This is a genomic window from Pseudomonas sp. SDO5532_S415 (assembly GCF_054071155.1).
In genome coordinates this window covers 1-14,758 of the sequence record NZ_JBSVWS010000152.1, presented here as the reverse complement: position 1 = coordinate 14,758, position 14,758 = coordinate 1, and the positions used below count along the sequence as shown (strand labels likewise).

17 protein-coding genes are annotated in these 14,758 nt (G+C 60.5%); 8 read left to right on the top strand and 9 right to left on the bottom strand.

Translation table 11 applies throughout. From position 1 onward, the window contains the following. Positions 1–79: 79 nt before the first annotated feature. Positions 80–1,000: a zinc ABC transporter substrate-binding protein ZnuA gene (locus ACW9HW_RS24225; protein WP_095194651.1), complete on the bottom strand. Its 921-nt coding sequence runs from the start codon at positions 998–1,000 to the stop codon at positions 80–82. Positions 1,001–1,066: 66 nt separating this feature from the next. Here ACW9HW_RS24225 and zur point away from each other — a divergent pair, with 66 nt between their 5' ends. The 4 genes from zur to ACW9HW_RS24205 are packed head-to-tail and all read left to right on the top strand — an operon-like array spanning position 1,067 to position 3,872. Further along, positions 1,067–1,549 (top strand): zinc uptake transcriptional repressor Zur, encoded by a 483-nt coding sequence (zur, locus tag ACW9HW_RS24220; RefSeq protein WP_095194474.1) that lies wholly within the window; start codon positions 1,067–1,069, stop codon positions 1,547–1,549. Beyond that, complete coding sequence (gene znuC, locus ACW9HW_RS24215; RefSeq protein WP_095194473.1) at positions 1,549–2,334, top strand: zinc ABC transporter ATP-binding protein ZnuC; 786 nt, start codon at positions 1,549–1,551, stop codon at positions 2,332–2,334. The genes zur and znuC overlap by 1 nt, the downstream gene beginning before the upstream one ends. Then, positions 2,327–3,115 (top strand): zinc ABC transporter permease subunit ZnuB, encoded by a 789-nt coding sequence (gene znuB, locus ACW9HW_RS24210; protein ID WP_095194472.1) that lies wholly within the window; start codon positions 2,327–2,329, stop codon positions 3,113–3,115. The genes znuC and znuB overlap by 8 nt, the downstream gene beginning before the upstream one ends. Before the next feature lie 37 nt (positions 3,116–3,152). Beyond that, complete coding sequence (locus ACW9HW_RS24205) at positions 3,153–3,872, top strand: PA5502 family lipoprotein (RefSeq protein WP_095194471.1); 720 nt, start codon at positions 3,153–3,155, stop codon at positions 3,870–3,872. Positions 3,873–3,965: 93 nt separating this feature from the next. Here the strand turns inward: ACW9HW_RS24205 and katE are convergent, their stop codons facing one another. After that, positions 3,966–6,134: a catalase HPII gene (gene katE / locus ACW9HW_RS24200; protein WP_457401956.1), complete on the bottom strand. Its 2,169-nt coding sequence runs from the start codon at positions 6,132–6,134 to the stop codon at positions 3,966–3,968. Between the two features lie 178 nt (positions 6,135–6,312). On the opposite strand from katE, the gene ACW9HW_RS24195 reads away from it, so the two are divergent. From ACW9HW_RS24195 to ACW9HW_RS24185, 3 genes are all read left to right on the top strand, one after another. Beyond that, entirely contained in the window at positions 6,313–7,320 is a 1,008-nt protein-coding gene (locus tag ACW9HW_RS24195) for a methionine ABC transporter ATP-binding protein (protein ID WP_095194469.1), read from the top strand. Then, a complete protein-coding gene (locus ACW9HW_RS24190; protein WP_457401955.1) occupies positions 7,320–7,994 on the top strand; it encodes a methionine ABC transporter permease in 675 nt (224 codons plus the stop codon). The genes ACW9HW_RS24195 and ACW9HW_RS24190 overlap by 1 nt, the downstream gene beginning before the upstream one ends. A gap of 62 nt (positions 7,995–8,056) precedes the next feature. Beyond that, positions 8,057–8,830 (top strand): MetQ/NlpA family ABC transporter substrate-binding protein, encoded by a 774-nt coding sequence (locus ACW9HW_RS24185; protein WP_457401954.1) that lies wholly within the window; start codon positions 8,057–8,059, stop codon positions 8,828–8,830. A gap of 182 nt (positions 8,831–9,012) precedes the next feature. Here ACW9HW_RS24185 and ACW9HW_RS24180 read toward each other — a convergent pair whose 3' ends face one another. From ACW9HW_RS24180 to ACW9HW_RS24160, 5 genes are read right to left on the bottom strand one after another with little or no spacing between them, the layout of a single operon-like run. After that, positions 9,013–9,648, bottom strand: a complete 636-nt coding sequence (locus tag ACW9HW_RS24180) for an SCO family protein (protein ID WP_095194466.1) — start codon at positions 9,646–9,648, stop codon at positions 9,013–9,015. Then, complete coding sequence (gene cyoE / locus ACW9HW_RS24175) at positions 9,645–10,544, bottom strand: heme o synthase (RefSeq protein WP_095194465.1); 900 nt, start codon at positions 10,542–10,544, stop codon at positions 9,645–9,647. Before cyoE ends, ACW9HW_RS24180 begins: the two co-directional genes overlap by 4 nt. Then, complete coding sequence (locus ACW9HW_RS24170; RefSeq protein ID WP_095194464.1) at positions 10,532–11,605, bottom strand: COX15/CtaA family protein; 1,074 nt, start codon at positions 11,603–11,605, stop codon at positions 10,532–10,534. The genes cyoE and ACW9HW_RS24170 overlap by 13 nt, the downstream gene beginning before the upstream one ends. A gap of 10 nt (positions 11,606–11,615) precedes the next feature. Then, positions 11,616–12,209, bottom strand: coding sequence for a hypothetical protein (locus tag ACW9HW_RS24165; protein WP_095194650.1), 594 nt, complete (start codon positions 12,207–12,209; stop codon positions 11,616–11,618). Further along, positions 12,175–12,915: an SURF1 family protein gene (locus ACW9HW_RS24160; RefSeq protein WP_457401953.1), complete on the bottom strand. Its 741-nt coding sequence runs from the start codon at positions 12,913–12,915 to the stop codon at positions 12,175–12,177. The genes ACW9HW_RS24165 and ACW9HW_RS24160 overlap by 35 nt, the downstream gene beginning before the upstream one ends. 71 nt (positions 12,916–12,986) lie before the next feature. Here ACW9HW_RS24160 and ACW9HW_RS24155 point away from each other — a divergent pair, with 71 nt between their 5' ends. Further along, on the top strand, positions 12,987–13,190 hold the full coding sequence (locus ACW9HW_RS24155) for a twin transmembrane helix small protein (protein WP_095194462.1): 204 nt from the start codon (positions 12,987–12,989) through the stop codon (positions 13,188–13,190). Between the two features lie 12 nt (positions 13,191–13,202). Here the strand turns inward: ACW9HW_RS24155 and ACW9HW_RS24150 are convergent, their stop codons facing one another. Together ACW9HW_RS24150 and ACW9HW_RS24145 are read right to left on the bottom strand one after the other, a co-directional pair. Next, on the bottom strand, positions 13,203–14,090 hold the full coding sequence (locus tag ACW9HW_RS24150; protein WP_095194461.1) for a cytochrome c oxidase subunit 3: 888 nt from the start codon (positions 14,088–14,090) through the stop codon (positions 13,203–13,205). A gap of 25 nt (positions 14,091–14,115) precedes the next feature. Further along, positions 14,116–14,667: a cytochrome c oxidase assembly protein gene (locus tag ACW9HW_RS24145; protein WP_095194460.1), complete on the bottom strand. Its 552-nt coding sequence runs from the start codon at positions 14,665–14,667 to the stop codon at positions 14,116–14,118. Positions 14,668–14,758: the final 91 nt, after the last annotated feature.

The window sequence follows — 14,758 nt, the reverse complement described above, 5'->3', positions numbered from 1 at the left end:
GCAGCGAAGCGGCCCCAAAAAAACGGGCCTGCTACGCAGTCCGGCGGGAGCAAGCTCCCTCGCCACAGGTTATGTGTTGTTACAACGACTCCAGGCACCCCGCCAAATCATTCCCCAGCTTCTCCAGCACCTGCTCATAACCCTGAGCGGTCGCTGGCGTGTACCCGCCCAGCGCATCCAGCTCAGCCAGTTTCACCGGCAGGCCGGCCACCAGGGTTTCCGCCAGGCGTGGGCGCAGCGGTGGTTCGCTGAACACACAGGTCTTGCCGACTTCCTGCAGTCGTGCGCGCATCGCCGCGACATGCTGGGCACCGGGTTGCACCTCGGCTGCGACGCTGAACACACCCGCGTGCTTGAGACCGTAGGCATCTTCGAAGTAGTCGAAGGCCTCGTGGAACACGAAGTATGGTTTGCCTTCAACACCCGCCAGACGTTTCTTCAAGCGCAGGTCGAGGGCATCCAGGCGTTCATCAAAGGCCTTGAGGTTGCTCGCATACCGCGCGGCGTTGTCAGGATCGGCCGTGCTGAGGTCAGCGGCCATTTTTGTGGCGATGACCCGGGCGTTGATCGGCGATAGCCACAAATGCGCGTCCAGGCTGCCTGGGCGGTGATCGTGGTCATGTTCGTCGGCTTCTTCAGCGTGGGAGTGGTTATCTTCGGCGAAATGACGCAGTTTCAGACCGGGCAGATCCTGCACGGCGACGCTGGGCAGCGTACGGCCATTCAGTACCCGAGGCAGGAAGCCTTCCATGTCCGGCCCGATCCAGTACAGCAGATCCACCGATTGCACTTTCCGTACGTCGGAAGGGCGCAGGGCATAGTTATGCGGCGAAGCGCCGGGCGGCAGCAATACTTCCGGGATCGCCACGCCATCCTGTACGGCAGCGGCAATCAGCTGTAGCGGCTTGATGCTGGTGAGGACCTTGACCTCGGCTTGCGCCGGACCAATCAGCAGAAAACTTGCGACAAATGCGACAAAGATAGAAAAAAGTCGGGACACGATGACCACTCGAAGAGGCGAGAACGGGTAACATAATAACGTCTCTCACAAAACTCGTCGCCGCTCATGCCTAAAACACCGATTGCCAGCCGTCCCCACGACCACTCTCATTGCGTGCACAGCGCTCTGTCTGAGGCCGATGCCCTGTGCGAACGCCAGGGTCTGCGTCTGACCGCGTTGCGTCGGCGGGTGCTGGAGCTGGTATGGCAAAGCCACAAGCCGTTGGGCGCCTATGACATTCTCGCGGTACTCAGCGAGCAGGATGGCCGCCGCGCCGCGCCACCGACCGTGTACCGCGCGCTGGATTTCCTGCTGGAAAACGGCCTCGTACACCGCATCTCCTCGCTCAACGCCTTCATCGGCTGCAATCACCCGGAACACGCGCATCAGGGTCAGTTCCTGATCTGCCGCGACTGCCACGCAGCCATTGAGCTCGAGCAGAAATCCATCAGCGACGCGATCATCGCCAGCGCCCAGGATGTGGGGTTCGTCGTCGAAGCCCAGACGGTCGAAGTGATCGGCCTCTGCTCGGGTTGTCAGGGGGCTTGATGAGCAACGCGCTGATCCGCCTCGAGCAGGTTGCCGTCACGTTTGCCGGGCAAAGTGTGCTGGATAATATCGAGCTGAGCGTCGAGCCAGGGCAGATCGTCACCCTGATCGGCCCCAACGGTGCCGGCAAGACCACCCTGGTGCGCGCTGTACTGGGATTGTTGAAACCCGACAGCGGCAGTGTCTGGCGCAAGCCGAAACTGCGGGTCGGCTACATGCCGCAAAAACTGCATGTCGATCCGACCCTGCCGCTCTCGGTCCTGCGCTTCTTGCGTCTGGTGCCGGGCGTGGACCGAGCGATGGCCTTGGCCGCGCTCAAGGAAGTCGGTGCCGAACAGGTGATCGACAGCCCCGTGCAAAGTGTTTCCGGCGGAGAGATGCAACGCGTATTGCTGGCCCGCGCCCTGTTGCGCGAACCGGAATTGCTGGTGTTGGATGAGCCGGTGCAAGGCGTCGACGTGGCTGGGCAGGCCGAACTCTACAGCCTGATCACCCGCCTGCGTGACCGTCACGGCTGCGGTGTGCTGATGGTTTCTCACGATCTGCATCTGGTGATGAGCACCACCGACCAGGTGGTGTGCCTGAATCGCCACGTTTGCTGCTCCGGCCACCCCGAGCAGGTCAGCGGCGATCCGGCCTTCGTCGAGCTGTTCGGAAAAAACGCACAAAGCCTGGCGATTTATCACCACCATCACGACCACGCCCACGATTTGCATGGCTCGGTAGTCAAGGCGCCCGCGTCGGGCCATAACCATGTTCACGGAGATAGCTGCAAGCATGGCTGATTTTTTGCTTTACGCCCTGCTTGCAGGCCTGGCTCTGGCGGTCGTTGCGGGCCCGTTGGGTTCTTTCGTGGTCTGGCGGCGCATGGCGTATTTTGGCGATACCCTGTCCCACGCGGCGCTGCTGGGTGTGGCGCTGGGCTTCCTGCTGGATGTCAGCCCGACCGTCGCTGTGACCGTTGGCTGTTTGCTGTTGGCAGTGATGCTAGTCACGTTGCAGCAGCGTCAGCCGTTGGCGTCCGACACGCTTTTGGGAATTCTCGCACCCAGCACCCTCTCTTTAGGCCTGGTGGTACTAAGCTTCATGCACGAAGTGCGGATCGACCTGATGGCCTATCTGTTTGGTGACCTGCTGGCGATCAGCCCGACCGATCTGGCGTGGATTCTCGGCGGTAGCGCGGCAGTGCTGGCGTTGCTGGTGACGCTGTGGCGGCCATTGCTGGCAATCACCGTGCATGAGGAGTTGGCCAGGGTCGAAGGCCTGCCGGTGGCGGGGTTGCGCATGGCGCTGATGTTGCTGATCGCCGTGGTGATTGCCGTGGCGATGAAAATCGTCGGCGTGTTGCTGATCACTTCGTTGCTGATCATTCCGGCGGCTGCGGCACAACGTCACGCCCGTTCACCGGAACAGATGGCACTGGGCGCGAGCCTGCTGGGCATACTCGCCGTGTGTGGCGGGCTGGCGTTGTCCTGGTTCAAGGACACACCGGCCGGCCCGTCGATTGTAGTGACGGCCGCCGCGCTGTTTCTGCTGAGTTTTGTTCTGCCCCGTCGAGGGGTGTAGACTTGCTCGTTTTTTGCGCAAATAGAGAGTCGCAGGAATGAAGTCGTTCCCCTCCCGTTATCTGCTCCTTGTCGCATTTTCATTGCTGCTGGGCGCTTGCCAAAGCACGCCACCAGCGGCCACCGAGGTCCCGGATGCGCGGGCCACGGCCATTGCACAGCTGGAACAAAGCCTGGCCAGCAGCGAACTGGCCACTGCCGAAGGTCAACTGGCTGCCTTGCAGGCTGAATCGCCCAACGATCAATCCCTGGAGCAATACCAGCGGCAGTTGGCCGAAGCCTATCTGATGCGCAGCCAGATCGTGCTGCAAAAAGGTGATGTAAACGCGGCGGCCACCGCCCTGGCTCGGGCTCGCGCCTTGATGCCCAAGGCTCCTGCACTCACCGGCGGGGTCAATGGTGCGCTCGCTCAAGCCCGCAAGGCTGAACTGGAAAAAACCGAAGCGGATCTCAAGTCCGCCGAAGCCAAGCGCAAAGCCAAGGTCATTGATCCGGAAGCTGAAAGCACCACGGTGAAGCTGAAAATCACCGATATGGGCAAAATGCGCCGTCAACTGGATGCCATTGCCGCCGATGTGGTGAATTTTCAGTGCGATGTGAGCCTTCAGGTGCCACGTACTGACGATTATCCGTGGTTGGCTAACCTGCTGACCAAGCGGGTGAATAAGCTGGATCCGCAGTTTGATCTGAAGCTGGAACGGCAGATTCTGCGCAGCGTTCCGGCGCAAGTTGTTCTGAGCCCTCGTAAAACCCCTTAAAAGCATCGCGGGCAAGCCCGCTCCCACAGGTTCACGCTAACCTTGTGGGAGCGAGCCTGCTCGCGAAGAGGTCATCCCTGTCGATACAACACTTCAGGCTGGAATACGCTTGGCCTTCGACTCCCTCTCCCAAACCCGATGCTGCCCGATCGCCGCAAAAAACGCCTTGAACAGCTTGGCGTCCGCACCCACGATCAACCCCGCATCAATCTCCAGCCTCAACACATCCAGCAATTGCTTCGCCTCGCCATGCAACGCAATCGCTTTCAAATGCTTGTAAGCCTCCAGCACGTAATGCAACGCCACGCCGTCAGTGCTCAGCGCCTTGATCGACGCCGCGCCTCCAGGCACGAACACCGCATCGAACGCCACTGAAGGCAAGCCTTCCATCGAAGCGTCCACCGGCATCGACTTGCCATCGGTAGTTTTTACCGGTGCCGAGGTCGGGCCGAGCAATTTGGCATGCGCCCCCTCAGCTTCCAGCGCTTTCTTCATGGCTTCGATTGCTGCACCGTCTACGCCATCGGCCGCCAGAATCGCCACTTTCCGGGTTTTGATATCGCCCGGCAGCAGATTGGCCTGACTCAGAGCCGGCGAGCGTTCCAGGGACGCTTTCGGTACTTGGACCGTTCCGGCTTTCGGCACCGGCAGGCCAAGGTTCTGTGCCACCCGTTTGGCAAGTTCCAGATCGATGTTGGCCAGGATCTCATTCACTTCCCTTGCCCGAATGAACTCACGTTCCACCTTGCCCAGCTCAAAGCTGTACGCCGAGATGATGTGTTCCTGCTCATGCTTGCTCATGCTGTGGAAAAACAGCCGTGCCTGGGAGAAGTGGTCGCTGAACGACTCGCTGCGTTGACGGATCTTGTTGGCGTCGATGCGCTCCGCGTAGCTCTCGAAGCCGCCGTCTTGCGCTGCGGGTGGGGTTTCTTTAGGCCAGCCGCCATCGATGGAGTTTGGTTCGTAGGCCGCACGTCCTTTGTCGATGGTGGTGCGGTGCAACGCGTCCCGCTGGCCATTGTGCAGGGGTGAAATCGTTCGGTTGATTGGAATCTCGTGAAAGTTCGGGCCACCGAGTCGGCTAATCTGCGTGTCGGTGTAGGAAAACAGCCGGCCCTGCAGCAGTGGATCGTTGGAGAAGTCGATCCCCGGCACGATATGCCCCGGGCAGAACGCGACCTGCTCGGTTTCGGCGAAGAAGTTGTCCGGGTTGCGGTTGAGCACCATTTTGCCCAGCGGGGTGATGGGTACGATCTCTTCAGGAATGAGCTTGGTCGGGTCGAGGATGTCGAAATCGAAAGCGTGTTCGTTTTCTTCCTCGACGACCTGAACACCCAATTCCCATTCCGGGTAGTCGCCCATTTCGATGGCTTCCCAGAGGTCGCGACGGTGGTAGTCGGTATCTTTTCCCGCAAGTTTTTGTGCTTCATCCCACACCAGGGAACAGGTGCCGGCGGCGGGGCGCCAGTGGAATTTGACGAAGCGCGATTTTCCTTCGGCATTGATCATGCGGAAGGTGTGAACCCCAAAGCCTTGCATGCTGCGCAGGCTTTTTGGGATTGCCCGGTCGGACATGGCCCAGATCACCATGTGCGCCGATTCCGGCTGCAACGAAACAAAGTCCCAGAAGGTGTCGTGGGCCGAGCCGCCGGTGGGTATTTCGTTGTGGGGTTCGGGTTTCACCGCGTGGACGAAGTCAGGGAACTTGATGGCGTCCTGGATGAAAAACACCGGCATGTTATTGCCCACCAAGTCGTAGATGCCTTCATCGGTGAAGAACTTCACGGCGAAACCTCGTACATCACGCACGGTATCGCCTGACCCGCGAGGGCCCTGCACCGTGGAAAAGCGTACGAAGACTGGAGTCTTTTTGCCGGGGTCTTGCAGGAATCCGGCTTTGGTCAGAACGCTGTGATTCTCATAACTCTGGAAGTAGCCATGGGCACCCGTCCCGCGGGCATGAACGATGCGCTCGGGAATGCGCTCATGGTCAAAATGCGTGATCTTTTCACGCATGATGAAATCTTCCAGCAGCGACGGCCCGCGGGCGCCGGCTTTCAGGGTGTTCTGATTGTCCGCCACCTTCACGCCTTGGTTGGTGCGCAAGGCTTCGCCTGTGGCATCGGAGCGGAATTTTTCCAGGCTATCGAGTTTGGCGTTGGTGTTGCTTCGGTCCAGGGTATCGGTCCCGGCCAGGTCACTCTTTGGCGTGGCAGGCTTTTTAGTACTCATCAGGCGAGACTCCTCAGGCTTTTTGGAGATGCCTAAGTAGTGACTGGTGACGTTTTTAGCCGTTCCTTTTATCTGACCTTTGATCGCGTTATTGCCAAATGGCTGGTTGAATACAAAATAAATGCTAAGAACCTCTATACGGACAGGCTAAAATGCGCGCCCGGCTAACCGCTGATCCTTTTCCAACGCGCCCCACAAGGTTCGCTACGTGATCGAGTTTCAAAACGTCCATAAAACCTACCGCGTCGCCGGTAGGGATATCCCCGCCCTGCACCCGACCAATCTGACGATTGAGAACGGTCAGGTCTTCGGCCTGATCGGTCATTCCGGTGCGGGGAAAAGTACCCTGCTGCGCCTGATCAATCGCCTGGAAAACTCCACTGGCGGCAAGATCATCGTTGATGGCGAAGAAGTCACCGCGCTCGATGCCAACGGCCTGCGCCGATTCCGTCAGCAGGTCGGGATGATTTTCCAGCACTTCAACCTGCTGGCGTCCAAAACCGTGGCCGACAACGTCGCGCTGCCGCTGACGCTGGCCGGTGAACTGTCCCGCAGCGATATCGACCAGCGTGTTGCCGAGTTGCTGGCCCGGGTCGGTTTGTCTGATCACGCCAACAAGTATCCGGCGCAACTGTCTGGCGGTCAGAAGCAGCGTGTCGGCATTGCCCGCGCCCTGGCCACCAAGCCAAAAATCCTGCTGTGCGACGAAGCCACCAGTGCGCTGGACCCGCAGACCACCGCGTCGGTCCTGCAATTGCTGGCCGAGATCAATCGCGAGTTGAAGCTGACCATCGTGTTGATCACCCATGAAATGGATGTGATCCGCCGGGTCTGCGACCAGGTCGGGGTGATGGACGCTGGCGTGATCGTCGAGCAAGGCTCGGTAGCCGAGGTTTTCCTGCATCCGAAACACCCGACCACCAGGCGCTTCGTGCAAGAAGACGAGCACATCGACGAAAGCGAACAGCGTGACGACTTCGCTCACGTGCCGGGCCGCATCGTGCGCCTGACCTTCCAGGGCGAAGCGACCTACGCGCCGCTGCTGGGGACCGTCGCCCGGGAAACGGGTGTGGACTACAGCATCCTCGCCGGTCGTATCGACCGCATCAAAGACGTCCCTTACGGGCAACTGACCCTGGCCGTGACCGGCGGTGACATGGAAGCGGCTTTCGCCCGCTTCACCGCAGCAGACGTCCACATGGAGGTGCTGCGCTAATGGATGCCCTGACAAGTTTCTTCGCCAATATCGACTGGTTCGAAATCTGGCTGGCCACCGGCGACACCCTGCTGATGCTCGGCGGTTCGCTGCTGTTCACCGTGTTGCTGGGCCTGCCGCTGGGCGTGTTGCTGTTCCTCTGCAGCCCGCGTCAGTTGCTGGAAGCCAAAGGCGTCTATGCGATGTTGTCGTTGGTGGTGAACATTCTGCGTTCGCTGCCGTTCATTATTCTGCTGATCGTGATGATTCCGTTCACTGTCTTGATCACCGGCACTTCGCTGGGTGTCGCCGGCGCGATCCCGCCGCTGGTGGTGGGCGCCACGCCGTTCTTCGCGCGACTGGTGGAAACCGCGCTGCGTGAAGTCGACCGCGGCATCATCGAAGCGACCCAGTCCATGGGCGCGACCACGCGGCAGATCATCACCAATGCGCTGTTGCCAGAAGCCCGTCCGGGCATCTTTGCGGCGATTACGGTGACGGCCATTACGCTGGTTTCCTACACGGCGATGGCCGGTGTGGTGGGTGCCGGTGGATTGGGCGACCTGGCGATCCGCTTCGGTTACCAGCGTTTCCAGACCGATGTGATGGTGGTCACGGTGGTGTTGCTGCTGGTGCTGGTACAGGTCCTGCAAACCGTCGGCGACAAATTGGTCGTCCATTTTTCCCGTAAGTAAGACATGAGCCGGCCATTCGCTGGCAGGCGCCGAATCCAGGCGCCTCACAAGGAGTTCGCAGAATGAAAAAACTACTCGTCGCGTTCGCTGCCGTTGCAGCCTTTTCCGCCCATGCCGCCGACACCCTGACGGTCGCCGCCACGCCAGTGCCGCACGCGGAAATCCTCGAGTTCGTTAAACCGGCGCTGGCAAAAGAAGGCGTGGATCTGAAGGTCAAGGTCTTCACCGACTACATCCAGCCGAACGTGCAGGTGGCGGAAAAACGTCTGGACGCCAACTTCTTCCAGCACCAGCCGTACCTCGATGAATTCAACAAGGCCAAGGGCACCGAGCTGGTGTCGGTGGCCGGTGTGCACCTGGAACCTCTGGGCGCTTACTCCAGCAAGTACAAAGCGCTGACCGAACTGCCGGGCGGTGCCAACGTGGTGATCCCGAACGACGCCACCAACGGCGGTCGCGCGCTGTTACTGCTGGCCAAGGCCGGTCTGATCAAGTTGAAGGATTCGAACAACATCCTGTCGACCGTCAAAGACATCACCGAGAACAGCAAAGACCTGAAATTCCGTGAACTGGAAGCTGCGACCATCCCGCGCGTGCTGACCCAGGTCGACCTGGCGCTGATCAACACCAACTACGCGCTGGAAGCCAAGCTCGATCCGGCCAAGGACGCACTGGTCATCGAAGGCAGCGACTCGCCATACGTGAACATCCTCGTTGCCCGTCCGGACGACAAGGACAGCGAAGCGATGAAGAAGCTGGTGGCGGCCTTGCACAGCCCGGAAGTGAAAGCGTTCATTATCGAGAAGTACAAAGGCGCGGTCGTGCCGGCGTTCTGATCTGAAGCTGTAACGAAAAATGGGGCGCATTGAATGCGCCCCATTTTTTTGCCTGAAATATAGACCCCCCGTAGGAGCGAGCTTGCTCGCGAAAAACCCGAGAACACCACGGGGCGCCAGGCTTCCAGCGTTATCGTTGACGACCATCGCGAGCAAGCTCGCTCCTACAGGGGGTGTGGGTCTTATTGGCGGTTAAGCATCACCGGCAACTGCGCCACCAGCTTCACGTTGTTCAACGGCGCCCGAATAAATCCGCGCTGCGTGCCGTCCGGCCCGATCACCGCGAGGTTACCGCTGTGATCCACCGTGTAGTTCGGCTTGCTGGTGTCCGCCGGAATGAACGGGATGCTCACGGCGTTGGCGACTTTCTGCAGCTCCTCGATCGAGGTCGGCGTCAGGCCGATGAACTGCGGATCGAAGTAACCCAGATACTGTTTGAGCTGCTTGGGTGTATCGCGGTTCGGGTCGACGCTGACCAGAACGATCTGCAACTTGTCCACCGCTTCAGGCGGCAATTCGCTCTTGATCTGGCGCAGTTGGGCGAGGGTGGTCGGGCAGATGTCCGGGCAGAAGGTGTAGCCGAAGAACAGCAGGCTCCACTTGCCTTTGAGCTCGTTGACCGCCACCGGTTTACCGTCCTGGTCGGTCATCTTCACATCCGGCAGGTTGCGGCTTTGCGGCAGCAGGATGATGCCGGCATCGATCAGGGCCGTCGGATCGCCCTGGCCTTTGCCGGTGAGCACTTTGTTGATGGTCAGGCCCAGGACCAGCGCGATCAGGGCGACAAGGATGAAGACGGTTTTCTGGGTTCGGGTCATAGGTTCAACAATAGGTAGTGGTCTACGAGCAGCGCGATGAACAGCAGGAACAAGTAGTAGATAGAGTACTTGAAGGTGTTGATCGCCGCGTGCGGCCGAGTGCCACGGTACAGCACCACGGCCCATTGCAGAAACCTCGCGCCCAGGCCGATGGCGCAAATCAGGTAGAGCAGGCCGCTCATGTGGATCACGTAGGGCATCAGGCTGACGGCCAGCAGGGCACAGGTGTAAAGCAGGATGTGGATTTTGGTGTAGTGCTCGCCGTGGGTCACCGGCAGCATCGGGATATCGGCCTTGGCGTATTCCTCTTTGCGGTGGATGGCCAGCGCCCAGAAATGCGGCGGGGTCCAGGCGAAGATGATCAGCACCAGCAACAGCGGTTCGGCGCTGATGTGACCGGTGGCGGCCGTCCAGCCGAGCAAGGGCGGAGCGGCACCGGCCAGCCCGCCAATGACGATGTTCTGTGGTGTCGCACGTTTGAGGAAGCCGGTGTAGACCACCGCATAGCCGAGCAGAGAGGCGAGGGTCAGCCACGCGGTCAGCGGGTTGGTGAAGGCCAGCAACAACGCCTGGCCGAGCAATGCCAGCACCAGGGCGAAGGTCAGCGCGGCGGCAGGCGAGACGCGCCCTTCGGCCAAGGGACGTTTGTGGGTGCGCGCCATCACCGCATCGATCCGCCGGTCCACCACATGGTTCACCGCCGCTGCCCCGCCGGCACACAAGGCAATGCCCAGATTGCCGAACACCAGCACGGTCCATGGCACCCCGGCGCGAGTCGCCAGGAACATCCCGACCAGCGAGGTGATGAGCATCAGCACCACCACCTTGGGTTTGGTCAGCTCCAAATAGTCACGCCAGATTGCCTGGCTGTGACGCTCGCCGATCAGAATCGCCATGGCATTTCTCCTTTTATTGTTATGGGCCCGGCTGAATGTTTACGCGGGCTGAAGCGCCAGCGATTCGGCTGCTTGATCCGAACCAGACGGGTTCGCGCGTGATAGTTGACCAGTACCATCGTCAGCAGCAGCGCCGCGCCCCCGGCGTTGTGCGCCACGGCCACCGGCAGCGGCAGATGAAACAGCACGTTGCTGATGCCCAGGGTGATTTGCGCGGCGAGGGCGATTAACACCAACCCGGCCAGCCGTGTCATGCCGACGACTTTCAGTTGCCAGGCTAGGCCGAGCAACACCAGGGTCACCAGGAGCGCGCCGATGCGATGCGTCAGGTGAATCGCGGTGCGGGCATCGCTGTCCAGCTGCCCGCCGAGGTAGTTCGGGCCTATGTGCTGGGTCAGGTGGAAGCCGTTGGCGAAGTCGGCAGGGGGTAGCCATTGGCCGTGGCAGGTCGGGAAATCGATGCACGCCACGGCGGCATAGTTGGAGCTGACCCAGCCGCCGAGGGCGATCTGCCCGATCACCAGCAGCAACGCGGCGGTCGCCCAGTGCTGCAAACGACGTGGCACCGTCAGCGCCGGCAGTACGCCGGACAGACGCAAGGTCAGTAGAAACAGCAGGCTCAAGGTGGCGAATCCGCCAAGCAAATGCCCGGTCACCACTTGCGGCCAGAGCTTGAGCGTGACCGTCCACATGCCGAAGGCGGCCTGGGCGAACACCACCGCCAGCAGGAACAACGGCAGCTTCACCGGTTGCCCCGGGTCCCGACGATGAACCCAGGCCCGACCGGCCAACACCGAAATCAGCAAGCCGAGGGTGCCGGCGAAGTAGCGATGGACCATCTCATTCCAGCCCTTGTGGGCCTCCACCGGGGCGTCCGGGAAATGCAATTCGGCATGGGCCAGTTGGGCTTCGCTTTTCGGCACGCTGATAAAGCCATAGCAGCCGGGCCAGTCCGGGCAGCCGAGGCCGGCGTGAGTCAGGCGTGTGTAGGCGCCGAGCAACACCACAATCAGTGCCAGGAAGGTGGCAAACAGCGCGAGGCGAAATCCAGGTTTGGCCATGACGATGCCCTTATCCGATGTTCGACAGTTTCAGCAGGTGTCGCAGGTCGTTGAGCAGGTCCTTGCCTTTGACCGACGGGTCGTAGCGCAGCACCAGATTGCCGTGGGGGTCGATGATCCACAGGTGTGCAGCTTCATTGCTCTGAGCACCTTTGGTGTAGATCTGCGAGTCCAGGGGATAGCGTTGCAACTGCGGATACTCGCGTTGAAGTTTAGCCTCGTAATCACTGCTCAGCGGTTGGGTCACCGCCAGTGCGTGACTGGCGCGACCGGCATCACGACCGAGGCCGATCTGGATTTGTCGCGCCAGGTAAACCAGTTGCTGACAGTCCACCGAACACGCCTTCGGTGCCGTGACCAGCAACTGCCAGCGATCTTCTTGCGCCTGCACGCCCAGGTCGGCGCGGGTCTGGCCGTTGCCGATCAGTTCGCCGTGATAACTGCGACCTTCCGGCACCCAGAACTGCCATTTGTACATACCGGTGGCGAGGATCATCGGACCGACCACCCCGAGCACAATCAGCAGCAACTGCAAGCGTCCCTTGCGCCGGTTCACCGGCGTTTTTGCCTCAGACATGCTGGGTGGATTCATGGCCGCTCCCATGGTGTTTCTCCTTTGCGTTGTGCCAACCGAGGTAGAGATAGAGGCCGAGCAGGGCGATCGACATGGCGAACCACTGCACGGCATAAGCGATGTGTTTTTCCGGACCTGTGGCAATCACCGACCAATCGGCCTGGTAAGTCGCGGGTCCGGTTTCTGCGCGTAATTCGTAGGCAAAGCCTTCGCGGTCCAGGGCTGTCCAGAGCGCGTTCGGGTCAATAGCCGTCAGCAGTTTTGGCCAGGTGCTGGTGCTTGGGTCGGCGTGAAGCTGGAAGACCGCGCCGGGGGAAACGTAGACCCAGGCGTCAAGACTCAGAGGGGCGTCGGGGGTGGTGAATTGCGGCGGTGTACGGCGATCCGGCCATGGCAGCCAGCCGCGATTGACCAGCAGCCACAGCCCGGTCGCCTGGTCCTGAAACGGTTGCAACAGCTCGACCCCGACCTTGCCGCCTCGCTGACGGTTATCCAGCAGCAGGCTATGGGCGGCGTCGAACTGGCCGTGCAGGCGCACCCGGCGGAAGGCTGGGTCGGCGGTGTGTCGCAGCTCGGAGCTGGCCATCGGTTCGGCGGCCCGGCGCTCGCTGTAGGTTTGCAGCAGCGCGCTTTTCTCCGCGCCCCGGCTCAATTGCCAGAACCCCAGGAACACCAGCAGCGGCAGCAGGGCTGCGACCACCAGCGTCGGCACAACGCCCGGCCGGAAACGCTTCATGGCGTCACCAGCCAGTCGGTCAACGCGATAGCTATACTCATATGCATCGCTTGTCCCCCCGGAGTTCCACCATGCTCAAAGCAGCTATCGTCCTGATGCTGATTGCCACGGTTGTCAGCCTGTTCAGCGGCCTGTTTTTTCTGGTCAAGGACGACAGCAGCTCGAACCGCCTCGTCATTGCCTTGAGTGTTCGTGTGACGCTGGCCGCCCTGACCGTCGGCTTGATTGCCTGGGGTTTTTTCAGCGGCCAGCTTGTGTCTCAAGCGCCCTGGTAACGTGCGGCGGCCCTAAAGCACGTAGACGAAAATGAACAGCCCGATCCACACCACGTCCACGAAGTGCCAATACCAGCTCGCCGCCTCGAAGCCGAACTGATGCTCGTTGTCGAAGTGCCCGCGCAGGATGCGCATCAGCATCACGAACAGAATGATGGTGCCGATGGTCACGTGCGCGCCGTGGAAACCGGTGAGCATGAAGAAGGTGGCGCCGTAGATGCCCGAACCCAGGGTGAGGCCCAGCTCCTTATAGGCATGAATGTATTCTTCGGCCTGGAACCCGAGGAACGCGCAGCCCAGCAATACGGTGATCGCCAGCCAGAGTTTCAACGCGCCGCGATGGCCCTTTTTCAAGGCATGGTGGGCGATGGTTATCGTGACGCTGGAACTCACCAGCAACACGGTATTGAGCAACGGCAGGCCCCAGGGGCTGATGACGTCCTTCGGGGGCACGAAGAGCTTGGAATCCGGGTTGTTCAGCAGCGGCCAGGTCCACTCGAAGCCAGGCCATAGCATATGCGCGAGGCCTTTTGTGCCTTCACCGCCGAGCGCCGGACCAGAAACGTGGCGCACGTAAAACAGTGCACCAAAGAAGGCGATGAAGAACATCACCTCTGAGAAAATGAACCAGCTCATGCCCCAGCGGAACGAGCGATCCATTTGTGCGCTGTACAAGCCGCCGCGACTTTCCTTGATCACCGTACCGAACCAGCCGAACAGCATGTAGGCCAGCAGCAGGCTGCCAACGAAGAAGATCAGCGGGCCGTGGGATTCCGGCCGCGCGGCTTTCAGATCATTGAACCAGGTGCCCAGGCCAAACACTGTGACGAACATCCCGACCGTGGCGATGATCGGCCATTTGCTCTGGGCCGGGACGTAATAATGTTCATGAGTTGCCATTTATTGTTCTCCTTATCGGGCACGCTCAACCGCCAGTGTTTACAGCTACCGGTGGATGTCGGGCGGTGATATCGAACAGCGTGTAGGACAGCGTCAGGTGCTTCACATCCTTGGGCATGTCTCGGTCAACGATGAAACGTACCGGCATCTCGATCCGTTGACCGGGCTGCAGCACTTGCTGGGTAAAGCAAAAACATTCGGTCTTGTGGAAATACGCCGCCGCGGCGCTCGGCGCGATGCTTGGCACGGCCTGGGCACTCATCGGGCGGTCGGTGGGGTTGTGCGCAATGAAGATCATCTCGTTCACCGCCCCGGGGTTGGCCGTCAATTCATCGCTCTTGGGATAGAAATCCCAGGACATGTCGGCGGAATTGGTCGACAGAAACTGCACGCGAACCTGTCGCGACGTATCGACCGTCTGCTCGCCCTCGTATTGCCCGGCAGTCTTGCCGTTGATGCCGAAGACTTTGCACATCACGTCGTAGATCGGCACCAGGGCAAACCCGAAGACAAACATCGCTACCACCACCAGCAATAGACGGGTGACCAGTTTCTTCATTGAAATCGAGTCAGCCATGATTCAATCCCTCAACACCAAACCCTGTGGGGGCTGGCTTGTGTGGCGAGGGAGCTTGCTCCCGCTGGGTCGCGAAGCGGCCCCAAAAGCT

Coding starts and splice junctions, on each gene's coding strand:
- znuC (WP_095194473.1), top strand. CDS start 1,549: ATGAGCAACGCGCTGATCCGCCTCGAGCAGGTTGCCGTCACGTTTGCC.
- ACW9HW_RS24145 (WP_095194460.1), bottom strand. CDS start 14,667: ATGGCTGACTCGATTTCAATGAAGAAACTGGTCACCCGTCTATTGCTG.
- ACW9HW_RS24165 (WP_095194650.1), bottom strand. CDS start 12,209: ATGGGAGCGGCCATGAATCCACCCAGCATGTCTGAGGCAAAAACGCCG.
- ACW9HW_RS24155 (WP_095194462.1), top strand. CDS start 12,987: ATGCTCAAAGCAGCTATCGTCCTGATGCTGATTGCCACGGTTGTCAGC.
- ACW9HW_RS24160 (WP_457401953.1), bottom strand. CDS start 12,915: ATGAAGCGTTTCCGGCCGGGCGTTGTGCCGACGCTGGTGGTCGCAGCC.
- znuB (WP_095194472.1), top strand. CDS start 2,327: ATGGCTGATTTTTTGCTTTACGCCCTGCTTGCAGGCCTGGCTCTGGCG.
- zur (WP_095194474.1), top strand. CDS start 1,067: ATGCCTAAAACACCGATTGCCAGCCGTCCCCACGACCACTCTCATTGC.
- ACW9HW_RS24185 (WP_457401954.1), top strand. CDS start 8,057: ATGAAAAAACTACTCGTCGCGTTCGCTGCCGTTGCAGCCTTTTCCGCC.
- ACW9HW_RS24150 (WP_095194461.1), bottom strand. CDS start 14,090: ATGGCAACTCATGAACATTATTACGTCCCGGCCCAGAGCAAATGGCCG.
- ACW9HW_RS24180 (WP_095194466.1), bottom strand. CDS start 9,648: ATGACCCGAACCCAGAAAACCGTCTTCATCCTTGTCGCCCTGATCGCG.
- ACW9HW_RS24190 (WP_457401955.1), top strand. CDS start 7,320: ATGGATGCCCTGACAAGTTTCTTCGCCAATATCGACTGGTTCGAAATC.
- cyoE (WP_095194465.1), bottom strand. CDS start 10,544: ATGGCGATTCTGATCGGCGAGCGTCACAGCCAGGCAATCTGGCGTGAC.
- ACW9HW_RS24205 (WP_095194471.1), top strand. CDS start 3,153: ATGAAGTCGTTCCCCTCCCGTTATCTGCTCCTTGTCGCATTTTCATTG.
- ACW9HW_RS24170 (WP_095194464.1), bottom strand. CDS start 11,605: ATGGCCAAACCTGGATTTCGCCTCGCGCTGTTTGCCACCTTCCTGGCA.